This window comes from Mesorhizobium sp. M0166 (assembly GCF_040322255.1).
Lineage (GTDB): Bacteria > Pseudomonadota > Alphaproteobacteria > Rhizobiales > Rhizobiaceae > Mesorhizobium.
The window spans coordinates 25,401-50,265 of the sequence record NZ_JAMYTD010000039.1; the positions used below are offsets into that span (position 1 = coordinate 25,401).

At 63.3% G+C, this 24,865-nt stretch carries 25 protein-coding genes and 1 tRNA gene; 12 read left to right on the plus strand and 14 right to left on the minus strand.

Translation table 11 applies throughout. From position 1 onward, the window contains the following. Positions 1-2: 2 nt before the first annotated feature. Positions 3-770 (minus strand): SDR family NAD(P)-dependent oxidoreductase, encoded by a 768-nt coding sequence (locus tag NKJ46_RS28025; protein WP_352669369.1) that lies wholly within the window; start codon positions 768-770, stop codon positions 3-5. Between the two features lie 267 nt (positions 771-1,037). Here NKJ46_RS28025 and NKJ46_RS28030 point away from each other — a divergent pair, with 267 nt between their 5' ends. Together NKJ46_RS28030 and NKJ46_RS28035 are read left to right on the plus strand one after the other, a co-directional pair. After that, positions 1,038-1,193: a hypothetical protein gene (locus tag NKJ46_RS28030; RefSeq protein WP_023678176.1), complete on the plus strand. Its 156-nt coding sequence runs from the start codon at positions 1,038-1,040 to the stop codon at positions 1,191-1,193. A 130-nt stretch (positions 1,194-1,323) separates the two neighbouring features. After that, entirely contained in the window at positions 1,324-2,286 is a 963-nt protein-coding gene (locus tag NKJ46_RS28035; RefSeq protein ID WP_352669372.1) for an LLM class flavin-dependent oxidoreductase, read from the plus strand. 7 nt (positions 2,287-2,293) lie between these two features. Here the strand turns inward: NKJ46_RS28035 and NKJ46_RS28040 are convergent, their stop codons facing one another. The 11 genes from NKJ46_RS28040 to NKJ46_RS28090 form a co-directional block, all read right to left on the minus strand. Next, positions 2,294-2,623 (minus strand): GYD domain-containing protein, encoded by a 330-nt coding sequence (locus NKJ46_RS28040; protein ID WP_352669375.1) that lies wholly within the window; start codon positions 2,621-2,623, stop codon positions 2,294-2,296. Position 2,624: 1 nt separating this feature from the next. Next, a complete protein-coding gene (locus tag NKJ46_RS28045) occupies positions 2,625-3,299 on the minus strand; it encodes a cysteine hydrolase family protein (RefSeq protein ID WP_352669377.1) in 675 nt (224 codons plus the stop codon). 17 nt (positions 3,300-3,316) lie between these two features. Continuing rightward, complete coding sequence (locus tag NKJ46_RS28050; RefSeq protein WP_352669380.1) at positions 3,317-4,396, minus strand: ABC transporter ATP-binding protein; 1,080 nt, start codon at positions 4,394-4,396, stop codon at positions 3,317-3,319. 15 nt (positions 4,397-4,411) lie between these two features. Beyond that, positions 4,412-5,419 carry a dimethylarginine dimethylaminohydrolase family protein gene (locus NKJ46_RS28055; protein ID WP_352669383.1) on the minus strand — a complete coding sequence of 336 codons (1,008 nt, stop codon included), beginning with the start codon at positions 5,417-5,419 and terminating at the stop codon, positions 4,412-4,414. A gap of 44 nt (positions 5,420-5,463) precedes the next feature. After that, entirely contained in the window at positions 5,464-6,261 is a 798-nt protein-coding gene (locus NKJ46_RS28060; RefSeq protein WP_352669385.1) for an ABC transporter permease, read from the minus strand. Beyond that, positions 6,258-7,100 (minus strand): ABC transporter permease, encoded by an 843-nt coding sequence (locus NKJ46_RS28065; RefSeq protein WP_352669387.1) that lies wholly within the window; start codon positions 7,098-7,100, stop codon positions 6,258-6,260. The genes NKJ46_RS28060 and NKJ46_RS28065 overlap by 4 nt, the downstream gene beginning before the upstream one ends. Before the next feature lie 55 nt (positions 7,101-7,155). Beyond that, positions 7,156-8,262, minus strand: coding sequence for an ABC transporter substrate-binding protein (locus NKJ46_RS28070; RefSeq protein ID WP_352669389.1), 1,107 nt, complete (start codon positions 8,260-8,262; stop codon positions 7,156-7,158). 61 nt (positions 8,263-8,323) lie between these two features. After that, positions 8,324-9,403, minus strand: a complete 1,080-nt coding sequence (locus NKJ46_RS28075; RefSeq protein WP_352669391.1) for a LacI family DNA-binding transcriptional regulator — start codon at positions 9,401-9,403, stop codon at positions 8,324-8,326. A gap of 96 nt (positions 9,404-9,499) precedes the next feature. After that, positions 9,500-10,450: a dihydrodipicolinate synthase family protein gene (locus tag NKJ46_RS28080; protein ID WP_352669393.1), complete on the minus strand. Its 951-nt coding sequence runs from the start codon at positions 10,448-10,450 to the stop codon at positions 9,500-9,502. Beyond that, the gene (locus NKJ46_RS28085) at positions 10,440-11,435 is read right to left on the minus strand and encodes a Gfo/Idh/MocA family protein (protein ID WP_352669395.1); all 996 of its coding nucleotides are present in this window, start codon (positions 11,433-11,435) and stop codon (positions 10,440-10,442) included. The genes NKJ46_RS28080 and NKJ46_RS28085 overlap by 11 nt, the downstream gene beginning before the upstream one ends. Further along, positions 11,432-12,403: a Gfo/Idh/MocA family protein gene (locus NKJ46_RS28090; RefSeq protein WP_352669397.1), complete on the minus strand. Its 972-nt coding sequence runs from the start codon at positions 12,401-12,403 to the stop codon at positions 11,432-11,434. The genes NKJ46_RS28085 and NKJ46_RS28090 overlap by 4 nt, the downstream gene beginning before the upstream one ends. 100 nt (positions 12,404-12,503) lie before the next feature. Between NKJ46_RS28090 and NKJ46_RS28095 the strand changes: the two genes are divergently transcribed. The 7 genes from NKJ46_RS28095 (at position 12,504) to NKJ46_RS28125 (ending at position 19,667) form a co-directional block, all read left to right on the plus strand. Next, complete coding sequence (locus NKJ46_RS28095) at positions 12,504-13,217, plus strand: FadR/GntR family transcriptional regulator (RefSeq protein WP_352669398.1); 714 nt, start codon at positions 12,504-12,506, stop codon at positions 13,215-13,217. 32 nt (positions 13,218-13,249) lie between these two features. Then, complete coding sequence (locus NKJ46_RS28100; RefSeq protein WP_352669401.1) at positions 13,250-14,830, plus strand: ABC transporter substrate-binding protein; 1,581 nt, start codon at positions 13,250-13,252, stop codon at positions 14,828-14,830. A 64-nt stretch (positions 14,831-14,894) separates the two neighbouring features. After that, a complete protein-coding gene (locus NKJ46_RS28105) occupies positions 14,895-15,854 on the plus strand; it encodes an ABC transporter permease (RefSeq protein ID WP_352669404.1) in 960 nt (319 codons plus the stop codon). Further along, positions 15,854-16,756, plus strand: a complete 903-nt coding sequence (locus NKJ46_RS28110) for an ABC transporter permease (protein WP_352669407.1) — start codon at positions 15,854-15,856, stop codon at positions 16,754-16,756. The genes NKJ46_RS28105 and NKJ46_RS28110 overlap by 1 nt, the downstream gene beginning before the upstream one ends. 18 nt (positions 16,757-16,774) lie before the next feature. Continuing rightward, the gene (locus NKJ46_RS28115; protein ID WP_352669410.1) at positions 16,775-17,692 is read left to right on the plus strand and encodes a dihydrodipicolinate synthase family protein; all 918 of its coding nucleotides are present in this window, start codon (positions 16,775-16,777) and stop codon (positions 17,690-17,692) included. Continuing rightward, on the plus strand, positions 17,689-18,699 hold the full coding sequence (locus NKJ46_RS28120; RefSeq protein ID WP_352669423.1) for an ABC transporter ATP-binding protein: 1,011 nt from the start codon (positions 17,689-17,691) through the stop codon (positions 18,697-18,699). Before NKJ46_RS28115 ends, NKJ46_RS28120 begins: the two co-directional genes overlap by 4 nt. After that, complete coding sequence (locus NKJ46_RS28125; RefSeq protein WP_352669412.1) at positions 18,699-19,667, plus strand: ABC transporter ATP-binding protein; 969 nt, start codon at positions 18,699-18,701, stop codon at positions 19,665-19,667. Before NKJ46_RS28120 ends, NKJ46_RS28125 begins: the two co-directional genes overlap by 1 nt. 220 nt (positions 19,668-19,887) lie before the next feature. Here the strand turns inward: NKJ46_RS28125 and NKJ46_RS28130 are convergent, their stop codons facing one another. Further along, positions 19,888-20,208: a DUF167 family protein gene (locus NKJ46_RS28130; RefSeq protein WP_352669414.1), complete on the minus strand. Its 321-nt coding sequence runs from the start codon at positions 20,206-20,208 to the stop codon at positions 19,888-19,890. A 13-nt stretch (positions 20,209-20,221) separates the two neighbouring features. After that, positions 20,222-20,512, minus strand: a complete 291-nt coding sequence (locus NKJ46_RS28135) for a YggT family protein (RefSeq protein WP_023678162.1) — start codon at positions 20,510-20,512, stop codon at positions 20,222-20,224. 164 nt (positions 20,513-20,676) lie between these two features. Between NKJ46_RS28135 and NKJ46_RS28140 the strand changes: the two genes are divergently transcribed. From NKJ46_RS28140 to NKJ46_RS28150, 3 genes are all read left to right on the plus strand, one after another. Beyond that, positions 20,677-20,752 (plus strand) — tRNA-Ala (locus NKJ46_RS28140). Between the two features lie 240 nt (positions 20,753-20,992). Further along, the gene (locus NKJ46_RS28145; RefSeq protein WP_352669417.1) at positions 20,993-21,451 is read left to right on the plus strand and encodes a hypothetical protein; all 459 of its coding nucleotides are present in this window, start codon (positions 20,993-20,995) and stop codon (positions 21,449-21,451) included. Positions 21,452-21,571: 120 nt separating this feature from the next. Then, complete coding sequence (locus tag NKJ46_RS28150) at positions 21,572-24,784, plus strand: AfsR/SARP family transcriptional regulator (RefSeq protein WP_352669420.1); 3,213 nt, start codon at positions 21,572-21,574, stop codon at positions 24,782-24,784. Positions 24,785-24,865: the final 81 nt, after the last annotated feature.

A 24,865-nucleotide genomic window follows, 5' to 3' on the forward strand; every position in this document is an offset into this window, starting at 1 on the left:
TCTCACATAGCGGTAAAGCCGTTGTCGACGAACAGATGGGCGCCGTTGACGAAGCTGGCCTCGTCGCTGGCCAGGAACAGGGCTGCCTTCGCCACCTCTTCCGGCTCGCCGATCCGCCCTTGCTGCGCAGCCATTGCCGCGTCGGAGACATCGACGCCGAGTTTGTCGAGATCGGCGACCTCGCGCAGGCCGTGCGGTGTCCTGATGAAGCCTGGACAGACCGCATTGCAGCGGATGTTGCGGTCGCGGAATTCGACGGCAATGGCGCGCGCGAACATGTGGCAGGCGCCCTTGGTGGTGTCGTAAAGCACCTCCATCGGCGTCGCCGCCACCGCCGAGATCGACGAAGTGCAGACGATGGAACCGCCGCCGGCGGCGATCATGCCGGGCAACACGGCGCGCGTCATCAGGAACATCGAACGCACATTGACGGCATGCAGCCAGTCCCATTCCTGCAGCGTGGTCTCCAGGAAGGGTTTGATAACGATGGTGCCGGCGTGATTGAACAGAACCGTGACCGGGCCGAATTTTTCCATCACGCCCGTCACCGCCGCTTCGACCTGCGCCTCATCCGATACGTCGGCGACCCAGTGTTCGGCGACATGGCCGCGTTGCCTGATTGCCGCTGCGGTGGCAGCGGCGGCTTCCCCGTTGCGGTCGATAATCGCCACCTTGGCGCCCTCGGCCGCGAAAAGCTCCGAGGCCGCACCGCCCATTCCCGTCGCGCCGCCCGAAATGATGGCGACCTTGCCAGCCAGTCTTGTGCCCATGTTTTGCTCCTTGCTGCCTTGCCGTGACGTCGCGGCTTTCCGCTGAAGCAGCGATGCTATCCCGCATCCGTGGGATGGCCAAGGAGCCACAGACACATGGACTTGACGTTTTCTGCCGCTACCCCGGCGTGCCTCAAAAGGGAGCGCTAAGCAGTAAAAGCACTAATTTGTCCGCCGTTTGGAGAAAATTGTTCTAAGGATCGCACGAAAATAGCACTCGACAAAGTCTACTGATTTTATAGATTAAGCGCCGAGACGGAGGTCGATATGTCCTATAGCCAGAACGCTCAGACTGCCCGCAAAGGCCAAAGGCTGGGTTCCGACCAGGTGTGGCGGCCGGCCTATGCCGGCGCTTTCGCCTATCTCGTCTTTGCCCTTGCGTTTGTATTCACCGGGGCAGTGGTACTGGGGCTGATCCCCTGATTATTGAGGCTTTGATCGTCGAGGCCTCCTCGGGATAGCGGCCTGCCGTTTGCAGAAATTCCGGAGTTGATGAACCGAATGCCGGTGCGCTTTTGCGCGCCCTGATTCCAACGTGATGGAGGAGATGGCAATGCCGATCGAGTTCACGCATGTTCCCGGTAAGATCCACGCCGCCGACGCCAGCTTTTTCTACGACTTTGTCGAGACCGCGACGAAGCTGTCACTGATCGAGGATGCCGGATTCCAGAGGATCGTCATCGACGACCAAGCCGGACTGCTGACCAATATGGACCTTGCCGCCCAGACGCTGGACCGGACCTCCTCCCTCGAAGTCGTGCTAACGCATTGGGCGGGCGTGATCGAACCAACCGTGGCGGCGCGGCAGCTCGCTGCCCTCGACCAGAGAAGCGGTGGCCGGCTGTCGCTCAGGATGCTCAGTGAGCCGCTGAGCGACGACGATGCCGAGACGCGTCCCGCCGGCCACACAGTGGTCTGGCAACGCATCGACGAATATCTGGTGCTGCTGAAGCGGTTGTGGTCAAACGACATGCCGTTCGACCATGAAGGCACCTTTTACAGCATCAAAGGCGGCTATGTGCCGCGCAAGGGGCCGCATGGTGCCGATGTGACCATCCGCATGGGTGGGCAGTCGGGCACTGCGCTCAGGGTCGCGGGCCGGCATGCGGACGTGTTCGAGTTGGCGCCGGGCTCGCTTGCAGAAATCCGCCAGTCAATGGAGCGCGTACGCCGCGCCGCCGCCGAACACGGCCGGGCCGGCAAGCTGCGTTTCGCGCTTCCCGTCCGAATCCGTACGGAAGACCGAATCCGTTCGGAAGATAGGCCGGCCGCTTCCTGCCAGAAGGCGCTCGAACTTGCCGGGCCGCCGGCGCAGGTCGCGCTGTCGCTGCTTTCCTACGCCGCTTTGGGGATCAAGGAGTTCATGATCGTCGGCGTCGACAGGCCACGCGAGATTGCGACCGCCGGCCGCGAGGCGATCGCACTGCTGTGCAATTCGCTGGCACGGCGCGAGGCCGATGTCCCTCAGCCGGGGGCGTTTGCGTCACGCGCGACACAGGGAGCACGCGCCGGTTGAACGCTGGTCATCTCAGGACCCGTCCGACGATCTCGCCGAATGCCGACGGGTCGAATGCCGGCAGGATCAGCGGCTCGACGAAACCATCGCGCCGGGCCGTAAGTACATATTGCAGCATGGCTTCGTTATCAGGCATTTCGAAGACCTGGACGAAATCATAGGCGCCGAGGGTGGCATAGAAGGCGACCGACCGTCCGCCGAGTGCTGCAACGCGCTCCTCGCTGACCTTTCTGCGATCGGGGCTGCCGGCCAGCTCTGCCAGCCCTTTATCGGTCAGCCGCATCAGCGACACGTACAGGCGCTTGGTCGCCACCTTGTTGCTAGTCTCCTCGGACATATCAGCGCCCCTTGCCCGGTAATTGCGACAGTGCCGCAATGACGGCGGTCGAATCGGTCAGCGCGCCGAAGATGCCGTTTTCGACCGTCACCATGTGCAGCGCGGCCTCATGCGCATATCTGTCGCCGCTGGCGCAGGCATCCGAGATTGTCAGGCACTGGAAATTGCGGTCGCAGGCCTCGCGCAAGGTCGTGTGCACGCAGACGTCGGTCGTGCATCCCGAAAACAGGAGATGCGTGATGCCTTGCGCGCGCAGCACATGCTCGAAATCCGTGTAGGTGAAGGCACCGTTGCAGGTTTTGTCGACGACGATGTCCTCAGGCGCCACCTCGATCTCGGCAACGATCTGGAAGCCGGGGCTCGAACGCAGCAGAATTTCGGTTCCTTCGAGGCCTGCCCGCTTGCGCCGCCATTTCTCATAGGGCGTCATGTCGGCCATATCCGCCCGATAGCCTTGCCTGGTGTGGATGATCCTGAGGCCGGCCGCCCGCGCGGCCGCAATCAGACGGTTCACAGTCGGCAGAATGGCCCGCAGCGGGCCAGGATCGGAGCCCTGCCTGGCGAAATAGCCTGTCGTCGACAGGAAATCCTCCTGCAGATCAATGACGATGAGCGCAGTGGTTTCGGCAATCAGCCTGCCGTCATAGGGAAAGTCGAACGGTTCTGCCTTGATCATGATGACTCTCGTAGAATTCAGGATATCGAGGCTTCGTTCGGCAGGACGCCGACGGCGGAGGGATGTATGCGGCAATCGACGACCTGTCCGGGCGCGGCGGCGATAGCCGCTTCCGAGCGCAGCGTCGCGACCATCTCTTCGCCCGCCGCCGTCCTGAGCAGGATGCGTTCAAGCGCGCCGACAAAGGAATTCTCGACGACCATCGCCCGAAAGCCGATCTCGTCACCCGTTGCCTGGCCAATGCGGATGTCCTCGGGCCGCACCCACACAGTCAGGATATCGCCGGGCCGCTCGCGGCGGCCCTTTCCCTTCGGAAACCCGAAGCGCGTGCCGAACGCCTCGATCATCGTTTCGTCGTCGTCGGCGCAGTGCCCCGACAAGAAGTTGTTTTCGCCCAGGAAGCCGGCGACAAAACGCGTCGAGGGTTTCTTGTAGAGCTCGCGCGGCGGCCCGACTTCAACGATCCGGCCGTGGTTGAACACCGCGATCCGGTCGGACATTGCGATCGCCTCTTCCTGGTCGTGGGTGACGTAGACGAACGTCACCCCGGTCTCGCGATGCAGCCGCTTCAACTCCTTTTGCATCGCTTCGCGCAGCATACGGTCGAGCGCCGAAAGCGGCTCGTCCAGAAGCAGGATCCGCGGCCCGAAGGCCAAAGCGCGGGCTATGGCGACGCGCTGCTGCTGGCCGCCGGACAATTCGCGCGGCTTGCGCTCGGCAAGATTGTCGAGGCCGACCAGCGACAGCATCTCGGCAACCCGTGCGGCTATCTTCGCCTTGTCCCATTTGCGGACGCGAAGCGAGAAGGCGATGTTGTTGGCGACCGTGAGATGCGGAAACAGCGCATAACCCTGGAAGACGAAGCCGAAATTGCGGTCCTCGGGGTCGACGTGGGTTATGTCCGTGCCATCGAGGCGAATCGCCCCTTTGGTCGGCGTGGTGAAGCCGGCCAGCGACATCAGCAAGGTCGTCTTGCCGGACCCGGAAGGCCCGAGCAAAGTGACGAACTCTCCCGCTTCGACCGAGAGGTTGATCCCGGTCAATGCGGTGACCTTGTCATAGGTCTTTGTCAGATCGTCGATGACCAGCAACGCCATCAGTTCGAGACCATATCAGATCGGGTCCCTGATCAGCGGCGCGGTCGAGCAATGCAGGCCGCCGCCGCCGAGCTCGACCGTCTCGTAATTGCAGGTCAGCACGGTGATGCCGGCGGCGTCGAGCCGGTCCGACAGGCGCTGCGAGCGGCTGCCATGCATGATCACGCGACCGGGCGCGACGGCCAGGCAGTTGAGCGACATTGCGCTGTCCTCGGGAGGCAGTTCGATCATTTTGATGTCGCGCTTCTGCAGATATTCGATGAATGGATAGGGCAGTTCGTTGACGTTGACGATCGCCGTCTCGACATCGACCATGATGAAGGCGCCGTCGATGTGAATGCGGTATCCGGGCATAGGCACCTTGATCAGCTCCACGCCCAGCCCGGCGAGGATGCTCTCGACCTGCCGCACGCCTTCCGGGTTGCAGGCGATGCTGACCGTGCAAACGGCGGTCTTGGCGTCGATGAAGGCAAAGCCGCCGCCTTCGAAGACGGCGGAGCCGTGGATGGTGCCGAGGATCGGGCAGCCGGCCTTGGCCAACGCCCGGGTCACCGGCAGTTCCTCGCCGCGGCGCACCCGCCGCGCCAGGCGCGTGACGATGGCGCCGCCCGGAACGCCGATGACGCTGTCGCGCGTATAGATCTGTTTCATCGCTCCGGGAGCGGCCCTGTCAACGAGAATGACGTCGACGCCTTCCGCACGCAGCAAATTGGTGAACTCGTCATGGGCGCGCTGCATGGCGGGCAAATCGGGCATTGTGCGGCCCATCCAGTACCAGCCTTTCTCCGGATCGCCGAAGCCGCCGACTTCGGGCATCGGCTTGTTTTCGACGACGGAGAGCTCGTCGCCGGGCCGGTGCATCAGGACGGCACGCAAGCGGCCGACATCGTTCGAACAGCCCCAATGGCGCCCCCATACCGGGATCTGTTCCTCAGCCGTATCGAAGCCCGGCTCAGGGACGGAGCCGAATATGCTGAAGAACTTATTCTCCCGGTACTCGTTGTCGCTCATTGCGGTGCTCATTGGTCTTCCTTTCCTCGATTGTTCCCGGCGACCGGGTGCTTGAACTAGGATTTCTGTTGCCGGCGTTCGGCCAGCGCGCGTGCGGTAAGCGCCAGCACCGTTATGACGAGCAGGACGGTGGCTATCGCCGCCAGCGCCGGATCGACCGCATCCTGGATGCTGGTCCAGATGCGGCGTGGCAACGTGACGACGGCGCGCCCGGTGATGAAAAGCGTCACCGTGATCTCGTCCCAGGAGGCGACGAAGGTGAGCAGCGCGCCCGCGGCAACGCCAGGCACGATGTTCGGCAAGATCACCTTGCCGAACACGGTCATCGGCCTGGCGCCGAGGCTTCTGGCGGCCTGTACCAGCTTCTGATCGAGATTGGAGAGCGAGGCACCGATCGCCAGCACGGTCAACGGCAAGGCCAGCACGACATGTACAAGGATAACGCCGGTATAGCTGTCGAGCAGCGACAGACGCGCCCACAACTTGACCATGCCGACGGCGTATATGATCGGCGGCACGATCATCGGCGACAGCAGAAGTATGCGCATTAGGGATGGCCACCAGCCTCCTGCCGCCCAGGCGCCGACGGCGAAAGCGACGCCGAGCGCGGTGGCGATCGCAGCGCAGGCAAGCGCGATACCGGCACTGGTCAGCATGCTGGGTAGCCAACCCTTACTCCAGTCGGCGAGCGCCGCGAAATGCTCCATCGAAATGCCGTCCTGCGGCAACGACAGATAATCGCGGTCGGTCAATGCGACCGGGATCACCACCAGGATCGGAACGAACAGGAAGCCGAGCAAGCACCATGCCACAAGGCGCGGCAGTCCGATCTCGAGGATGCGCCGCGGCTTCATTGCTGCGGCCTGGCGACGAAGGCGGCGCGCAGCGCAGGACTGCGCATGGCGGCAAAGACGATGATGCCGACCACCAGAAGCAGCATGGTCGACAGCGATGTCGCTAGATCCCAGCGCGAGGTGCTCGAGATCTGCACCGAGATGTATTCGGCGATCATCAGGGTCTTGCCGGCGCCGAGCAGGGCCGGCGTCACGAGAAAGCCAAGCGAGAAAACGAACACGAACAGTGTCGCCAACGCGATGCCGGGCAGGCTTAGCGGCAGCCAGACGCGCCAGAAGATCGTTGCCGGACGCGCGCCCAGCGACCGTGCCGCCTGAATGATGCGGCGGTCGATATCGGACAGATTGGCATAGAGCAGCAGGATGGCGAACGGCATCATATAGTGCACCATGCCGATGGTGACGCCGAAAAGATTGTAGACGAGGTCGAGCGGCGTGGAGATCACGCCCATATCCATCAAGGCGCTGTTGAGGACGCCCCGCCGGCGCAGGATGGTGATCCAGGAAAACGCCCTGACCAGCACCGATATCCAGAACGGCACCAGCACCAGGAACAGCGAGATGCGGCGCCAGCCCGCCGACATATGGATGATGGCGAAGGCGACGACATAGCTTGCCAGCACCGTCATCACCGTCGTCATGACGGACACTTTGAGCGTCGTCATGACGACACGGCCGACCGCTGCGTTGGCGAACAGGTTCTGGTAGTTGGCAAGGCCGAGCTTCGGCTCGGTCAGGCTCAACGCCAGAACCTGCAGGATCGGCGCCGCATACAGGCCGATTGCCACCACGCTGGCGGGAACCGTCAGCAGCAGAGCTGTTGTTTTGAAATTTCGCATCGGACATAGGCCGCCAACTTTGCCGGAGGCGGCCTTTCCTTGTTGGCTCGCCCTCTCAGCTCGAGATGAAGTCCAGGTATTTGTTCTGGAGCTCGGTCTCGTGTTCCGCGTAATAAGCGGGATTGAGCATGATCTGCGAGGCAGCATTTTCCTTCGTCGTCGGGTTCACGAGGGCGTCCTCCGGCGTCATCAAGGCGAGCGTCTTGGGGTTGGACGGTCCATTGCCCATGATCTGCAGCAGCACGAGCTGGCCGGCCGGATCGAGCGTCGAATTGATGAAGTCGAACACTTTCTTGCCGGCGGGATTGCCCTTCGGAACCGACCACGCGCTGGCCGAAAGGATGTTCTGTTCCCAGATCCACTTGAATTTGTCGGGGGTCTCCTTGTGCAGGAGATTGGCGCGGGTGTGCCAGATGTTGCCCATCGCCACTTCGCCCTCGCGGAACAGTTGCTGGGTCTGCGCACCGCCTTCCCAGAAGATGATGTCGGCGAGCATCGGCTTCAGCTTCTTGAACGCCCGGTCGACGTCGAGTGGGTAGAGGTCAGCGGGCGCGACCCCGTCCGCCATGAGGACGAATTCGAGCTGGCCCTGGATCCATTTGCACATTGTGCGCTTGCCGGGGAATTTGGCCGTGTCGAAGAAGTCGGCCCACCCTGTCGGCGCGACACCCTTGGTTGCGTCGGCATCGTAGGCGAGCACGTTCGAATAGACGTAGTTCGAGATGCCGAACTCGCCGGCGAAATTCTCGGGCACCTGCGACTTGTCGACGATCGTGTAGTCGATCTTCTCGACCAGATTGCCCTTGCCCAGCGTCAGCGAATCGATCATGCCGCCGTCGGTGGCATCCCAGATGACCTTGCCGGACTCGACCATGGCCCGGATTGTGCCGATCGCAGGCCCTGCCCCGTCGATCACCACTTTCATGCCGCTCTTCTGGGTGAAAGGGTTGCCATAGGCCTTGGCGAAGGCGTCCGCCGCAGCCCCTCCCCAGTTGCAGACGACGATTTCGGAGGCGTCGGCCTGGGCAACGCCGGGCTTGAAGGCGGTCACAAGTCCGAGGCCGCCGAGAGCAAAGAGGAAAGAGCGGCGATCGATCTCACCGCGGTTGAATTTTTCCAGCGCGATCTGCGCCGCGTCTTGTGCGAAATGCGAGATTGTCATTTTTCATTCTCCCATTGTTGATGGTGGACTGCATGTCTTCGCGGATTTGATCCGTCTCTGTTCAAATTCCCACTCTTGCCGGCGGTCGGTTTTCCGCTGAGGCGTTTCCAGCCAGTTTCCAATGCGTCTTGCGCGGCGCGCCCACGGAGTGGCGCACGACAAGTTTCACCGCAACCGGCGCCGCGTCCGGTATGTCGACGCCGTTGATGTGGTCGATCAACAGGCCGACGGCTCGACGGCCGAATTCCTCCGCCGACTGACGGATGGCCGTCAGCGGCGGATCGAGCAGGTCGACATTGCGGATGTCGTCGAAACCGACCAGCGACAGATCGGCGGGCACGCTGATGCCGAGCTTGCGACAGCCTTGCAAAATCCCCAGCGCCAGCATGTCTGCAGAGGCGAAGATTGCGGTCGGCGGGTTGTCCAGTGCAGCGAACCGCCGGATCGCGCGCAGGCCGGACTCCTCGTCATAGTCGCCGAAAAAGACGTAGCCGGGATCGAGCTGCAGGCCTCTGCGTTCGAGGCATTCCTCGAAGGCTCCGAACCGCTCCCTGCTGCTGAGCAGCGCCGGCGGGCCGCCGACAAAGGCGATCGCCTGGTGGCCATTATCCAGAAGATGCTCGGTCGCCAGCCTGGCGCCGCGACGGTTATCGGCAAACAGGCGCGGCGCAATGGCGCCGGGAACGTCCTCGTCGACCAGGACGACGTTGCTGCAGGCATTGATCTTCTGGACCAGCGCGCCATCGTCCGGATGGTTGGTCATCAGCAGGATACCGTCGACCTGCGCGTCGTCGATGCGCGACAGGAAGCTCAGTTCCTTGGCGGCGATGTTGCGGCTGTTGAACATCACCAGGCTGTAGCCGAGCCGGCTTGCCTCTTCTTCGGCCGCACTCGCGATGGCGGCGAAAAATGGGTAGGAGATGTCGGAAACGATCAGGCCGATGGTTTCGCTACGACCCTTGCTCAGCCGTCGCGCGATGGCGTTGGGGCGATATTCCAGTTCCGCCACCGCCGCCCTGATGCGTTCGCTGGTTTCCGCCGGCAGCTTGATGCGGCCGTTCAGGTGACGCGACACGGTGGTGACCGAGACGCCGGCCGCATGTGCGACGTTCCTGATCGTGGATGCTGTGGGTTTCTTCATGAGGCGACTTCGCCCAGCGTTGCCGATGGGCAGAGTTCAGCACAGGAATTTACGCTTGTAAACCGCTTTACTAAACCGGTTTCGTGAAATCGAGCGCTACCACCATTCCGGGAAAGCTGCGTGAGCTGCCCTGGCCAGTGTCGGGATTTCCTGATCGGGAACGGAGCTGTAAGGCCAGAGCAGTCGCGGGCCGAGCGGCGCCCACCCGCCAGCCGCCGCCATCGCCTTGTCAAGTGCCGCATCGCTGACATTGTAACGGGTGCGAAACGGTAGGACATGTGCGGCGAGGAAGGCCTGTATGCGGGCCTCGACCTCGGCAGCGGCGACCATATCGGTACGGATCATCCGCCACCACTGCACCGCGTCCTTCGGGTTGAGGCAGGCAACGTTGGAATAGCTGCCGTGAGCCCCTCCAGCATAGCCCGTTGCCAGCGTATGGCCGGGGACGAAGACGGAAAATCCGTCCAGTTTGCGGCGCATATCCGCATACCAGCCCGCGTCGCCGCCCGGCAGCTTGGCGCCGACCAGCGATGGCACGGCCGCACGCAGCCTGGCGATGCCGTCGAGCGTCAGGCGGCGCTTGGCATGCGGCGGATTGTAGAGCACCAGCGCCGTTTCGGGCGCAGCGTCGCAGAGGCCGCCGGCAAAGCGCATGACCTCGTCGTCGCTGGGCGGCCACCAGTCGGGCAGCGTGAATTGCACCGCTGTCGGGCGAAGCGCGGCCACCCGCGTCAACCGCTCGCGCGCGACGCGTGGATTGGACTGGCTGATGCCGATCTGGAAAGGAAGGCGCGCGCGGCCGGCTATGGTTGCGACCAACTCACAAAGCCGGTCGAATTCGGGCTCGGTCTGGCAATGGAATTCGCAGGCCGTGCCATTGGAATAGACGCCGTCGACGCCTGAGGCGCAGAGCCGGGCGATCGTCTCTTCCGTCGCCTGCCAGTCGATCGCTCCGCGATCGTCGATGGCCAGCATCACCGCGCCCCATACGCCGCGCGGCGCATGTGCGGGCAAGCGGGCCAGGTGGTCGTCGAGGTCAGCGTGCACCGGCGATATCGTGTTCGCGGCGGGTTTCGTTCGACGCGAAGGCAGCCTCGATAATGGCGATCATCTTGCGGCCATAGGAGCCGTCGACCGGCACCGGCGTGTCATCGGCAATGGCATCGCGCATTGCGCTCCATTCGCGCACCAGCGCGTTATGCATCCAGTTCGGCTCAAAGGAACCGGGCAACTCGGTCCAGACCGTATCGCGGCCAAGCATCGTGGCGCGGTCCATGTCGATGCGCAGCGTTCCCTGCTCGCAGACCAGGTCCATGGCGTAGGTGGTAGCACCGGTGCGATAGCCGACGCTCTGCACCTGGCCGATGCCGCCGCCGGCGAAGCGCAGTCCGAGCAAGGCGCTGTCGTCTGCTTCCTGGTCATGGAACTTGGCGCCGAGCATGCCGCTCACCGACACGACATCGTCATCCATCAGCCAGACGAGGCGGTCGAGCGCGTGGATGCCGGCAGTCAACAGCATGCCGCCGCCGGTCGCCTTGCGCAGATGCCAGTCGCGGCGATTGTGCTCCATCCACAGCTTGATGATCCAGCTCGATCCGGCGAGCGGCCGGCCGAGCTCGCCTCCCTCAAGAATTTGCCTGGCTGCGATGCAGGGCAGGGCGAAATGCATGAGATGGGCGACCATCAGCTTGACGCCGCTCTCGGCCACAGCGGCATTGATCGCATCGCAGGCAGCCGCCGTCGGCGCCATCGGCTTTTCGAGCAGGATATGCTTGCCGGCGTTTGCCGCGCCGATGGCCATTTCCGCATGGAGGTGGTGCGGGCTGGCGATGAGCACCGTGTTCACCTCCTTGTCGTCCAGCAGCTTGCGCCAGTCGGCGTAACCGCGGCCGCCATGCTCGGCGGTGAAGCGCTGCAGCGCGTCGGCATTTCCTCGAGAGGCGGCGACGAGGCGAATGCCTCCAACCTCGCCGATTGCCCGCGCATGGGCTGCGCCGAAATCGCCGGCGCCGATAATTCCTATTCCAATCATGGTCGTGCCTTTTCATAAGCGGCGTCGATCAGCGACATCGCCGCAACATAATCCTCGATGGACACCGGCGGAGGCGCCTCTCTGGCCAGCCGGTCAAGCGTATCGCGCATGAACAGACGATAGCGCATTGCCGGCAGTTCAACCGGCAAGTCGACGATTGCTGCATCGTCGAGCGTTACGCAGGTGGCATGGTCGCCATGATCGATGAGGGTGGCATTGGCACTGACGATACGCCACTCGAAGTCACCGCCGGGGCGCATCGAAGCAAAGGTGTAGCCGGCCTCGACGATGAACAGCGCTCCGGCTTCGTCTTCCAGCACCAGAAGAGCGTGATCCTCGACCGGGCCGGGATGGATGCGGTTCGCGATCGAAACGCTTTTCAGGCCGAGCTTGCCGGTTGCGAGGCTGAGTGCCGCGTCGACGCCGTGTATGCCGAGATTCCTCAACGCACCCCCGCCACCAACCGCCGGGTCGAGGACCCAGGCGACACCGTCGGCGATGTAGCGTTGCGGCGGGCCGTTGACCAGCCGGAACTGGCAATGCGCCACCGGGCCAGCGCGACCTTGCCGGCGCAGCCGTTCAAAGCCGGCAACGGCCGGCCCGAAACGGTTGGGCAGGGGAACAGCGACAAAAGCCTGGTGCTGCCTGGCAAGCTCGCGCAGCGCTATCAGTTCGCTCGTACGGCTGGCCGCAGGCTTCTCCAGGATCAGCGGTATCCCTGCCGCGATGATCGCGCCTGCCCGCGCCGGCACCATCGAAGGGTGCCCCATCAACAGGATCACATCCGGCGGGCTGGAGAGTATCTCCGCAAAATCTTCGATAAACGGCAGGTCGTGGTGTGCGGCGAACGCATGCGCTTGGCCAGGTTCCTCGTCCCAGATACCGGCGATCTCCGCACCGTAAATGTGTGCGGCGTCGAGGTGCATTTCGGCGTGCCAGTGGCTCGAGCCGGCGAGGGCAATCTTCATTCGGAGGCAGCAGGTTTGTTATGGGCTTGCAGGATATCCTACAAGTAGCTATACGACAAGCGGCGGGCAGACTAATCCGGCGGACGATGAAAGCAGTGGGATGGCGGAACTGAAGTCGATCGAACCGTTGAGTAGACCGCCGCTGCTTCACGTCACCGTGCAGGAAAGCCTCAGGGCCTATATCGAAAGCAACCAGCTCAAGGCAGGCGATCCCCTGCCGCCGGAGACGTTCCTGGCGCAGCGGCTCGGCGTCGGCCGCAACTCCGTGCGGGAAGCCATCAAGGCGCTGGAGTCGATCGGCATCTTGGAGACGCGGCGCGGCATCGGCGTGTTCGTCAAGGAGTTCTCATTCAAGCCGCTGCTGGATAACCTGGCATACGGTTTGCAGGATTCGCTGCGCGATGTCGAAGAGCTGCGCGAAATCCGCCGCGTACTGGAAACCGGCCTCATCGCCAAGACGATCGAGATGATCAGTGCCGAGGACATCGAGGCGCTGCGCCAGTTGACCGAGCGCATGCGGCAACGTGCCGAGCGCCACGAGAGCTTCGCCGAAGAGGACCAGCAATTCCATCAGCTGCTGTTCCGCTGCCAGAACAATCACATGCTGAGCGCGCTGATCGACATCTTCTGGATAGCGTTCAACAAGGCCTCGAATTTCACCAATCTCGACAATCCGACGCCGCTGGCGACATGGCGCGACCATCACGAGATCGTCGAGGCTGTCGCCGCCAAGGATGTCGACCAGGCGCGTGGGCGGCTCGACGACCATTACCGGGGGATCCAGCAGGTTATCGCCAAAAACCGAGCAAGCTGAAGAACAACCTGAATATGCCGAGGGAGGAAACCATGCGCATCAGGATCATCGCATTCTCAGTCGCCGGGCTGCTGCTCGCCAGCATTGCCCCGTTGACCAGTGTCCAGGCACAAAGCGCCAAGACCATTACGGGCGGCTTCGACGTCGGCCCCGGTGGTTTTCCCAAGAACTTCAACCCGCTGGTCGCGACCGGCGGCTACACCTGGCTCAGCACCTATTTTGAACCGCTGGTCATCTACAATGTCGGGCTGACCGATATCGAAGGCGACCTCGCCAAGAACTACAAGATCAGCGACGACCAGCTGAGCTATACGTTCAACCTGGTCAACGAGACCTGGCATGACGGCAAGCCGTTCACGTCGAAGGACGTCAAATTCACCCTCGAGCTTGCCAAGAACAAGGCCTCCGGCAGCCTGTTTGCCGCCCGCCTCGCCAACATCGCCTCGGTCGATGCGCCGGATGACCACACCGCAGTGGTGAAGCTATCGAAACCGAACGGCTCGTTTCTATCCATTCTCTCGCAGCTGATGATCCTGCCGGAGCATGCCCTGGCCGCTCTGCCGCCAGAATCGCTGGCGACAAGCACCTGGTGGTCGACCGCTCCGGTCGGCACCGGCCCGTTCAAGTTCAAGCGGTACGTGACCGATCAATATGTCGAACTGGCAGCCGATGACGATTATCGCGGCGGCAAGCCGAAGGTAGACGCGCTCATCAACCGCTATTTCGAGTCGCCGGCGGCGGCCGTTGCCGCGCTCCGTGCCGGCGAGATACAGTTCACCTATGTCGAGCCCGACGATGCGGCATCGTTCAAGAGCGACAGCAATTTCAAGGTGATCGAAGGTGCCTCGTACGTGGTCAACTATATCGGCCTGAACCAGAAGGTCGACCTGTTTAGGGACATCCGTGTCCGCCAGGCGATCATGCACGCGATCGATCGCAACGCCATCATCGACAGCCTCTACGGGGGTGCCGCCAAGCCAGCCAATTGCGGCTATGTCGCGCCGCATCTCGTTCCCGCAGGCCTCGAACCCTATGCCTACGATCCGGCAAAGGCCAAGGCGCTGCTGAGCGAGGCGGGCTGGGACAAGATCAACGGCGACAAGCCGATCACCTTGCTGACCTATTACGGCTCGCCGCAAGCGGCCAATGTGATCGCCGCTGTCCAGTCGATGCTGGCCGAGGTCGGCATCAATGTGGTGCCGCGGGTTGTCGATACGCCGACCTATAACGGCATCGTCTACAAGCAAGGCACGCCGGACTGGAACGCCTTTCCGATGGTCTATGCCGGCCTGCAGAACGGCCCCAACCCGGCCGGCCTCAATCCCGGCCTCAACAAGTCGCAGATCCCGCCGGCAGGCTTCAACACCATGCGCATCGAGTTCGACGACCTGAGCACCGCGTTGGACGCCGCGCTCGGCCAGACCGATCCGGCCAAGCTCGACGCCTCCTGGCAGGAGGTCTGCAAGGTGATGAACAAGGAGCTGCCCTGGGCGACGTTGTGGGTGGCCAACCGCTATGGTGTGGCCTCCAACAAGCTGCGTGACTTCGTCTGGACGCCTGCGCCGGGCGGCGGCCCCTACGCAGCTCACCCCGAGCGCTGGGACATCCAGTAAGAAACCCAACCAAGCGAGCAGGCGGGACCACTTTGGCGCCGTCTGCCACCGCCACGGAAAGCCCATGTTGAGCTTCATCGCCCGCCGCGGCGCCACCGGACTGCTGATGCTGGTCGCGCTCAGCGTCCTCATCTTCATCCTGTTGCGGCTGGCGCCGGGCGATCCGATCGACGCCTATATCAACCCATCGGTCCCCATGTCGGCTTCCGACCTCGAGGGCCTGCGCGAACGGCTCGGGCTCGATCGGCCGCTTCCCGTGCAATATCTCGCCTGGCTGCGCGCGGCGCTGAGCGGTGACTTCGGCTATTCGATCCAGCGCAGCGGCGTTGCCGTGCTGCCACTGGTCATGGAACGCATCGGCCCGACGGCGCTGCTGATGGGCACGGGCCTGGCGATCGCCATCGTGCTCGGCATTTCCGCCGGCATTTTCAGCGCCGTGCGCCGTAATGAACCGTCCGACATCGCGCTGTCGGTGCTGTCGTTCATCGGTATCTCCAGCCCAGCTTTCCTGACGGCGCTGCTCGGTCTCTATTTCTTCTCGGTGCTGCTGCGCTGGGCGCCGTCCGGCGGCATGCAGACCGCGGGTGGGCCGTTCTCGGCGACGGATGTGCTTGCACACCTCATCCTGCCCGCCTGCCTGCTGTCCATCGGCCATGCCGCGCTGATCATGCGCTACATGCGCGCCTCGCTGCTGGAAGTGCTCAACCAGGACTACGTGCGGACGGCGCGCGCCAAGGGCGTGCGCGAGTTCTGGGTGATCATCAAGCACGCCACCCGCAATGCGCTCTTGCCGGTCATTACCCTGATCGGTTCGACGGTCGGCATCGCCATCGGCGGCGCCATCTTCCTGGAAAGCGTGTTCAACTGGCCGGGCATGGGACTGCTTCTGGTCAACGCCGTCGGCACCCGCGACTACCCGGTGATCATGGGCGCTACCCTGGTGATCGGCGTTTGCGTCATCCTGGTCAACCTGTTGACTGACGTCGTCTATGCCGTCGTCGACCCGCGCATTCAGGTGGCTTAATGGCAATCACCGCGCCAGATCCTACAGTTGACCCGATAGCCGCGCCGCAAACCAAAGGGCCGCTTCGCCGCGCGCTCGACCGCTTCTTTGAAAACCGCGCGGCGCGTGCCGGGCTTTTGATCGTCATCCCGATCCTGCTGGCGGTTTCGACTTATCCTCTGTGGTGGCCGCTCGGCCCGAACGCCATCGACCTCCGAGCAATGAACAAGGCGCCGTCGGCCATTCATTGGCTGGGTAGTGATGGCGTCGGGCGTGATGTCATGGCCCGGCTGCTGCAAGGCGGGCGGATCTCATTGCTGGTTGCCGTCAGCTCGGTCGCCATTTCGACCGTCATCGGCTTCCTGGTCGGCGCCGTCGCCAGCTTTGGCGGGCGGCTTGTCGACGGCACGGTGATGCGCCTGGTCGACCTGGCGATGACGCTGCCGCCGGTGATCTTCCTGCTGGTGCTGGCCTCAATCGCCGGCACCGGCATCGCCCCGACCATCCTGGTGATCTCCCTGCTCTCCTGGCCGGTGCTGTCGCGCATGGTGCGTGCCCGGCTGCTCGAACTGCGCGAGCGCGACTTCGTCGTCGCCGCCCGCGGCATGGGGGCGGGGCTGCCGCATCTGCTGTTCCGGCACGGCCTGCCCAATTGCATCGATATCCTGGTCGTCTACGCCACCTTGCAGATCGCCAACGCCATCCTGCTTGAGGCCGGCCTGTCCTTCCTCGGCCTCGGCATCGCACCGCCCGAAGCCAGCTGGGGCAACATGCTCAACCTCGCCCGCTCCACCGTCGTGCTGGAAAATTACCCCTGGCAATGGCTGTTCCCGGGCGCCGCACTGGTGCTCACCGTGCTCGCCATCAATTTTATCGGCGACGGCTTGCGCGACGCATTCGACCCTCGCTCCGATCTCAACTGACCTCAAAGGTTCATCAAAATGCCCCTGTTTACCGGCGTCGTGCCACCTGTCGTCACCCCGCTCAATGCCGATTTCAGCATCGACTTCCCGTCGTTCACGCGCACTATCGAGAACCTGCTCGACGGCGGTGTTCACGGGCTGTTTGTGCTCGGCTCGACCAGCGAGGTGGTCTTCCACGACGAAGCGGGCCGCAGGGCCATCCTCGAGCATGCGGTCAAGGTCAATAACGGCCGGGTTCCGATCTTCGCCGGCGTCATCGATCCGACGACCGATCGTGTCATCAACCACGCCCGCATCGCCAGATCGGCCGGCGCCGACGCCGTCGTTGTCACCGCGCCCTTCTACACCCGCACCAGCCAGCCCGAGATCGCCGATCACTTCCGCTATATCAAGGATGCGATCGATCTCCCTGTCATCGCCTACGACATCCCGGTCTGCGTCCATGTCAAGCTGGAGCGCAAGACCACGGTCGGCCTCGCCAGGGAAGGCGCCATCGCGGGCATCAAGGATTCCAGCGGCGATGACGGCAATCTGCGTTACGTGCTCAAGGACATGGCAAACGACCCGGGTTTTTTCGGCATGACCGGATCCGAGATCCTGGTCGACAGCGCGCTGGCCATGGGTGCGCATGGCGTCGTGCCGGGCCTCGCCAATGTCGACCCGCATGGCTATGTCAAGCTGTGGAAGCTGACCCAGGCGGGCCAGTACGCTGAAGCCCGCCTGGAGCAGGAGCGGTTGTTGAAACTGTTCGAGATCGTCTGGATCTCGCTTGGCAGGACAAGCGCCGGCTCGGCCGGCGTCGGCGCATTCAAGGCAGCGATGAAGAGCCTCGGCATCATCGCCTCGAACACCATGGCGCGGCCGCAACGCAGCCTGAACGGGGAGGAAACCGCGAAGATCGACATGATCCTTCGCGACGTGGGGCTGCTCCGCTGAGTGTCGCGCCGATCCTCTCGATTTCCGGCCTGCGCGCGGTGTTCCGCATTGCGGGGCGCGACATCGCGGCGGTAACGGATGTCGACCTGACGATCGGCTTCGGCGAGACGCTGGCGCTCGTCGGCGAATCCGGATCCGGCAAGTCCGTCACCAGCCTGTCGATCATCGGCCTGTTGCCGAAAAGGGTCGGACATATTGCCGAGGGATCGATCGCGCTGCGGCGCAAGAACGGCACGGTCACCGAGCTGACCAGCCTCGACGCCGAGTCGCTGCGCAAGATACGCGGCAACGAGATCGGCATGGTGTTCCAGGAGCCGATGACCAGCCTGAACCCGGTCTACACGATCGGCGAGCAGATCGCCGAACCGATCCGCATCCATCTCGGCAAATCGCACCGCGAGGCAGAAGCAGACGCGGTGCGGCTGCTGGAGCAGGTCGGCATTCCCGATCCGAAGCGGCGGGCGCGGCAGTATCCACACGAACTTTCGGGCGGGATGCGCCAGCGCGCCACTATCGCCATGGCCCTGTCCTGCGATCCGGGCTTGCTGATCGCCGACGAGCCGACAACGGCATTGGACGTCACTATCCAGGCCCAGATCCTCGATCTTTTGGCGGCGCTGCAGGCGCAGCGCGGCATGGGCATCCTGTTTGTCACCCACAATCTCGGCGTCGTCGCCGAAATCGCCGACCGGGTGGCGGTGATGTATGCCGGGCGTATCGTCGAAACAGGTCCGGTGAGCGAAGTGTTCACCCGTCCGCGTCATCCCTATACGGCCGGGTTGATGCGCTCGGTGCCGCGGCTCGGTGAGGCCACGGCGCTGAAGGCGGCGGGAACGCCGCTCCCGACGATTGCCGGCAATGTTCCCTCGCTCGCCTTGCTGCCCAAGGGCTGTTCCTTCGCGCCGCGCTGCCCGATGGCCATCGCCGCCTGCCGCGCCGCGGTTCCTCCGTTGTTTGCGGCGACGCCGACCCAACAAAGCCGCTGCCTGCGCTGGGAGGAGCTCTGATGGCCGACGCCCCCTTTCTCACGGTCAAAAACCTGACCAAGCATTTTGCGCCGACTGCATTCTCGCGCGGACCCGTCGTTAGGGCGCTGGAGGATATTTCCTTCGATATCAGGCGTGGCCAGGTGGTCGGCCTGGTCGGCGAATCCGGGTCCGGCAAGACCACGATCGGCCGCTCGGTGCTGCGTCTGATCGAGCCGACGTCCGGCGAAATCAACTATGACGGCACCGATATCACCAGGCTGAGTGCGGCCCAGTTGCGCCGCCAGCGCCGCAAGATGCAGTATATTTTCCAGGATCCCTTCACCAGCCTGTCGCCGCGCATGACGATCGGGCAGATCCTCACCGAAGGCCTGGACATTCAAGCCATTGGCAAGAAATCCGAGCGGCGGGCGAAGGCGAAGAAGGCACTTGCTGCGGTCGAGTTGCCGGTCGACGCCTATCACCGCTACGCCCACGAATTCTCGGGTGGGCAGCGCCAGCGCATCGGCATCGCCCGGGCGCTGACGCTCGAGCCGGAATTCATCGTCGCCGATGAGCCGGTCTCGGCACTCGACGTCTCGATCCAGGCGCAAATCATCAATTTGTTGCGCGACCTGCAGCTCCGGCTCGGTCTGACCATGCTGTTCATTTCGCACGATCTGGCCGTGGTCGAGTACATCTGCGACACGGTCATCGTGCTCTATCTCGGGCGCATCATGGAGGTTGCGCCGGCGGTCGAACTCTATGCCCGGCCGCAGCATCCCTACACGCGCGCGCTGCTGTCAGCCATTCCGTCGCTCGATCCGCTGGCCAGGCAAGGCCGGCAGGTGCTCAAAGGCGGCATTCCCAGTCCGGCGAACCCGCCGTCGGGCTGTGTTTTCCGAACCCGTTGCCCGTTTGTGCTGGAGGCTTGCGCCGGGGCTGTACCGCCGCTGCGGGCGACAGCCGACCGCCATCTGAAGGCCTGCATCCGCGACGACATCGCGTAAGGAGTGATTGCGGCCTAGACAACGGCTCCAGCCTGGGTTCACGAAGCTGTTATAGTGGTCTCCGGTCATTAAAACGTCAGCAATGCCGACCCATATGCAATCCGCGCCGGATGTTTCCTCCCATTCGTCCGGCGCGTTCCCCTCTGAAGGTTTTCGACCTTCACATCTGGCCGGGCTTTGCAGCCCGGCCTTTTTTGCGGGGTAAGTGAGCGAGCCGAGATCATGGCGCAGGCGTGCCCAGCGTATCGATGCGTTTCGCTAGCGCCGCGGGATCGCCAAGCACGCGCAGCGTCTTCAGCCGAGCAGTGCCGCCGGCGGCGATCGAGACGCCCGATGCCGGCACGCCAAGCGCTTTGCCGACCAGCTTTTCCAGCGCTCGATTGGCGGCCCCGTTTTCCGGCACGGCGCGGACGCGGGCTTTTAGATAGCTTCGCCCATCCGCCGATGTTTCGATGCCCTCCAGCCTGTCCATCGCCGCTTTCGGCGTCAGCCGGACGAATAGGTCGATGCCGTCGGTGCGCGTGCGGAACGGCGCGCTCATGGGACGCCTGAACTCAGACGACCAGCGAAAGCACGGTGGTGAGCAGGAACTGCCGGATGAAGAACAGGATCAGCAGCAGGATGATCGGCGAGATGTCGATGCCGCCGAGATCGGGCATGAAGCGGCGGATCGGCCGCAGCGCCGGCTCGGTCAGCCGATAGAGCATGTTGCTGATGGTGTCGACGAACTGGTTGCGCGAGTTGACGACGTTGAAGGCGTAGAGCCAGGAAAATATCGCCGAGGCGATGATGATCCACCAGTAAAGGTCAAGCGCCATGACAATGGTCTGAATGAGGGCGATCATGCCGGTCTCCGATTGTTGCCGACATGTAGCCACTGTAGGGGAAAGCGGCAAGAGCCGCCTTCCGCAGCATGGCGAAGCCGGACAAACGGCCGAACGGCATTTCGGCAGCAAGCGCAGCCTTGACAGGAAACCGCAGCGGCCGATAAAAGCCCCATCCGCTGGACGGGGCTGTAGCTCAGCTGGGAGAGCGCGTCGTTCGCAATGACGAGGTCAGGAGTTCGATCCTCCTCAGCTCCACCAGCGGATTTTTCGAATCCCTTACCTGGTTGCATGCCGAAGACCCGCTTGGATTTCATGGCTATCCTCAGCTGAAGCAACCGAATGCATCGCGGGCCCTCTGCCGGCTTGGCACTGTCATCGTCGGGTGGATTCACATCGGCGGCGTAAAGGTCCTCTACACCAGTAGCGTATGCGGCCTATTGCCACTGCGCCTCGTCCTTGCCAGACTTGGCCCGTCTTCAAAACCGAGGGGAATTCACTATGACCAGCACGACAAGACGTGATTTTGTAGGTCTTACAGGAGTGGCAGCGACTGCCCTGGCCGGTGCTGTTGCAACACGAGCTACCGCTGCTGAAACCGACGTATCGCCATCGTTCGATGAGGTTCTTCAAGAGTACAATCAAAACAACACAGAAAGGACTAGATCAAGGCTGGCGATCTATGTGGTGCTTTCTCATCTGCACGCCAGCCTCGAGGAGGAATTTAGTGACCTTGGGCTAGAGCTGCCTTTGGGAAAAAAGGCCCTGCCATCGAATCTGCCGGCCAATTTCGAGGACGCGCAGGTTGCACCCCTTCCTTGGCTCTTCAAGCCCTCGGAAGTTACCGACCAGGAACGAAGCGGCTATGCGACGATTGCAATGCGAATGAACGCAGTGATGGCAAGACACACCGCCGACGTGAGTGTCGGGGTTTCGCATATCATGTCACACAAGGGATAACCGCGACCTTGCCGGCGAGCACGGCACGTCAGGCGAGCACAACGCCGGCCGGCGATTTGTTGTTGCGGGCGAACCGATTACCTGTTTTCGCGAGGCGACTGCGCTGCGAGAGTCCTCACAATGGATAAATCCTTCCGGGACGCGCCGCGCGAGATAGCAAAGCTCTCGGCACCCCGGCCAGTGGGAATTGTCAGCCGTCCGCGCGTAGTGGCGCTGCTTTCGCAGGCCCTCGACAGCGGTGCATGCTGGCTGGCTGCGCCTGGTGGATACGGCAAGACCACCGCGGTGATCGACTTTCTGGAACAAGGCGGGCTGAAGCGAGGCGGGCTGAAGCAAGGCGAATCGGCGTACAACTGGTATCGGGTCGACACCGAGGACCAGGACGTTGCGCGCCTTTTCCACTACCTGACGCTGTCGCTCGACGGCGGGCATGCCGGCATGCCCGTCTTCGGTCCGGAATATGCCGACAATTCCGACGATTTCGCGCGGCTGTTCTTCCGCACTTATTTCTCGCGGCTTGATCCCGGCACGATCCTGGTCCTCGACGATCTGCATCGTGCCGACGCGCCAGGCTTCCGCCGGACGCTGGCGATCCTGTTGCGCGAACGCCCCAACACCATCCGCTGCATCTGCACATCGCGGATGCTGCCCGAGGGCGATGTCGCCGACCTCGTGCTGTCGGGACAGTTGCCGGTCCTCAACCAAACGCTGCTGGAGTTTTCGCCTGCGGAGGCACGCAACCTCGTCGCCGCCCGCTCGCAATCGCCGTCCGAGGTCGGCGACATTTCGGAGGCGCGCGGCTGGGCGGTGGGCCTTCTCCTGCTGGCCAACGCCGGAATGTACTACCCGCTTTCGCAGACCGGCCTTGCCGGAGGCGCCGGCCTTCGGGAGATTGTCGGACGTTATTTCCTGCGCGACATCGCGCCGGAGGACCAGGATCTGCTTATCAGGCTCAACGTTCTGCCGGAGATCAGCACTGAGCTTGCCGATGCGTTCCTGGGCTCGCCGCAGGCTGCTCGCCTGCTGGTGCGGCTGCAGCATCGCCAGCTGCTGATCACGCGCGACGGTCCGGGCGGCGCCGCCTTCCAGCTGCATGACTTGTTGCGCGAATACCTTGCCGGCCTACTGGACCGGCGCGTGACGGAAGCGGACCGTTCCAGGCTGCGCGAGCAGGCTGCAAAGGTCCTGCACGAGGCAGGCAAAACCGACGCGGCAATCGTCCTGGCGTTGCAGGCGGGCGCCTGGCCGCTGGCACGCCAGCTCATTCTGGTGTGCGCCAACGGCGTTCTCTCGCAAGGGCGCCGGGCCAGCTTCGTCGAATGGTGCAACAGGCTGCCCCCCGACCAGATGGACGGGTGGGTTCATTATTGGCTGGGCGTCGCCTTCGCATCGGACGATGCGAAGGCCGAACCGCACTTCTCCAAGGCATGGCAAGCATTCGAGAACACCGACATGCGCGGCCAATGCCTGACCGTCGCGCGGGCGGTCGTGGTCAAGACCGCCAGCTGGCGTACGCATGAGGGGCTGGCGGACTGGACGCGCCGAGCCTCACAGCTTCTTGCCAAGGGATTGCCGGAGTTGGATCCGGAGGAACTCATGATGGTCAGGCTCGGCATCCTGCGGGCCATCGATTTCGCCGAACCCGGCGAATTCGAAGCCCACGACGCCAAGCGCCTCGTGAATGATATCCAGCAGCGCCTGACACGTCTGCCGATAGAAGATTCGGTCGAGTTGCGCCTGCTGGCAAGCGAAGCGCTCATCGACTACGCGACCTCGTCGGGGCAGCGCGACATTTTTGCCAATGCCGTGGACAGCGTTGCCGCCGATCTCGAACATCCGGATATCCCGCCCCTGGTGCTCGGCATGTGGCTGGTGTCCTTTGGCTCGGCCAGCGGCCGTTACTTCCCCTATTCGCGGCGCGGTTTTGTCTATGCATCGGCCGAGGATGCGTTGCGACGCGCAACGGCGATAGGCGAGCAGCACGCCTTACGGGGCGTCGAGTTCAGCGCCCTCTATCAGCTTCAATTGCTGATGAAGCTTCACAACAAGTTCTCGGAATTCAATGCGCTTGTCTCCCGGCTGGGCGAGATCGCGGACAGCAGGTTCACCACCCAGGTCGCGGTGGTCGCCGACTGCCACGCGGCGATGCACACGCGCAATGGCGACTTCGCCAAGGCCTATCTCGACTGCGATGTCTTCATGGATGCGATCGAGCGGGCGAATGAGCCGATGATCGAACGCTGGCCGCATTACGTCACCAAATACCAGGTTCTGCTTGCCGACCGGCGTCCGGCGGAGGCGACTACGCTACTCCAGGAGATCGTCGAAAGGCTGAGCGGCGGCCCCCGCCAGCGTGTCGAACTGAGCATTCTGGCCGCCCAGGCTCTGGAGCAGAAGTGGAACGGCGGCGCGTCCTATGGCGCTCGTCTGGCTGAATTCATGGAGGCGCTGCGCCAGGTCAACCCCTCCGCAATCCTGCTCAACCTGCCGGACTTATTGGCCGATCTGGTCGCCGATGCGCTGGAGCGAAAGATCGACGTCGATCTGTGCCGCCGCGTCGTTCGGGCGCGATATCTGGTCCCGCCCGCTGGCCGACCCGCCCAGTGGCCTTGGCCGCTCAGGATCCACTTGATGGGAGGCTACCGCCTCGAGATCGATGGCGCCGAGGTCGCGCCCGGTGCCAAACCTACCCGCGCGCTCGACATATTGCGCATTATCTGCCTGTCGAGGGACCAGGTCTCTTCTGTGGAAACCCTGCAGGATTGGCTCTGGCCCGACCTCGACGGCGACCAGGCCAAGGCGGCTCTGGAGCAGGCGCTGCATCGTCTGCGCAAATTGCTCGGGCAAGGCGATTTCGTAACGCTGAGAGAAGGCCGTTTGCGACTCGCTGCCGACAAGGTCTGGGTCGATCTACAGGATTGGGAAGACCGGCTGAAACGTGTGCTGTCGGGCCAAGGAGACAGCACGATCGAGGAGAAGGAAGCGCTGCTGGAAAGCTTTTTCGGTCCGCTTTTCTCGAATGGCCCGGCGCCCGCCTGGTCGAACGCCGCGGCCGACCGGGTGCGGGACGGGTTGGTGGAGCTTGCCGTGCGAATCGCCAAACACTGGCAGAGCCAAGGCAACGCGGATCGGGCACGCCAGGCGTGCCGGCGTGCCCTCGATTTCTACCCGGAATCGGCCAAACTCCATGGGACGCTCATCCAGGAGAGCCTCTCCAGGAACGACCATGCCGGTGCCATCGAGGATTACCGGCGCTATGAACGCGCGCTCGCTTCGACCGGCGATGACGAGCCCTCGCCTTTGCTGCGCTCGCTCGTGCGCCCGTTTCTCTAGATGTTTGATCCCAGGCTTTGATGGTTCATCATTGTCGTCCGAATCAAAGGATGCACTATGGGCCAGGTTCTGCATGGGAGC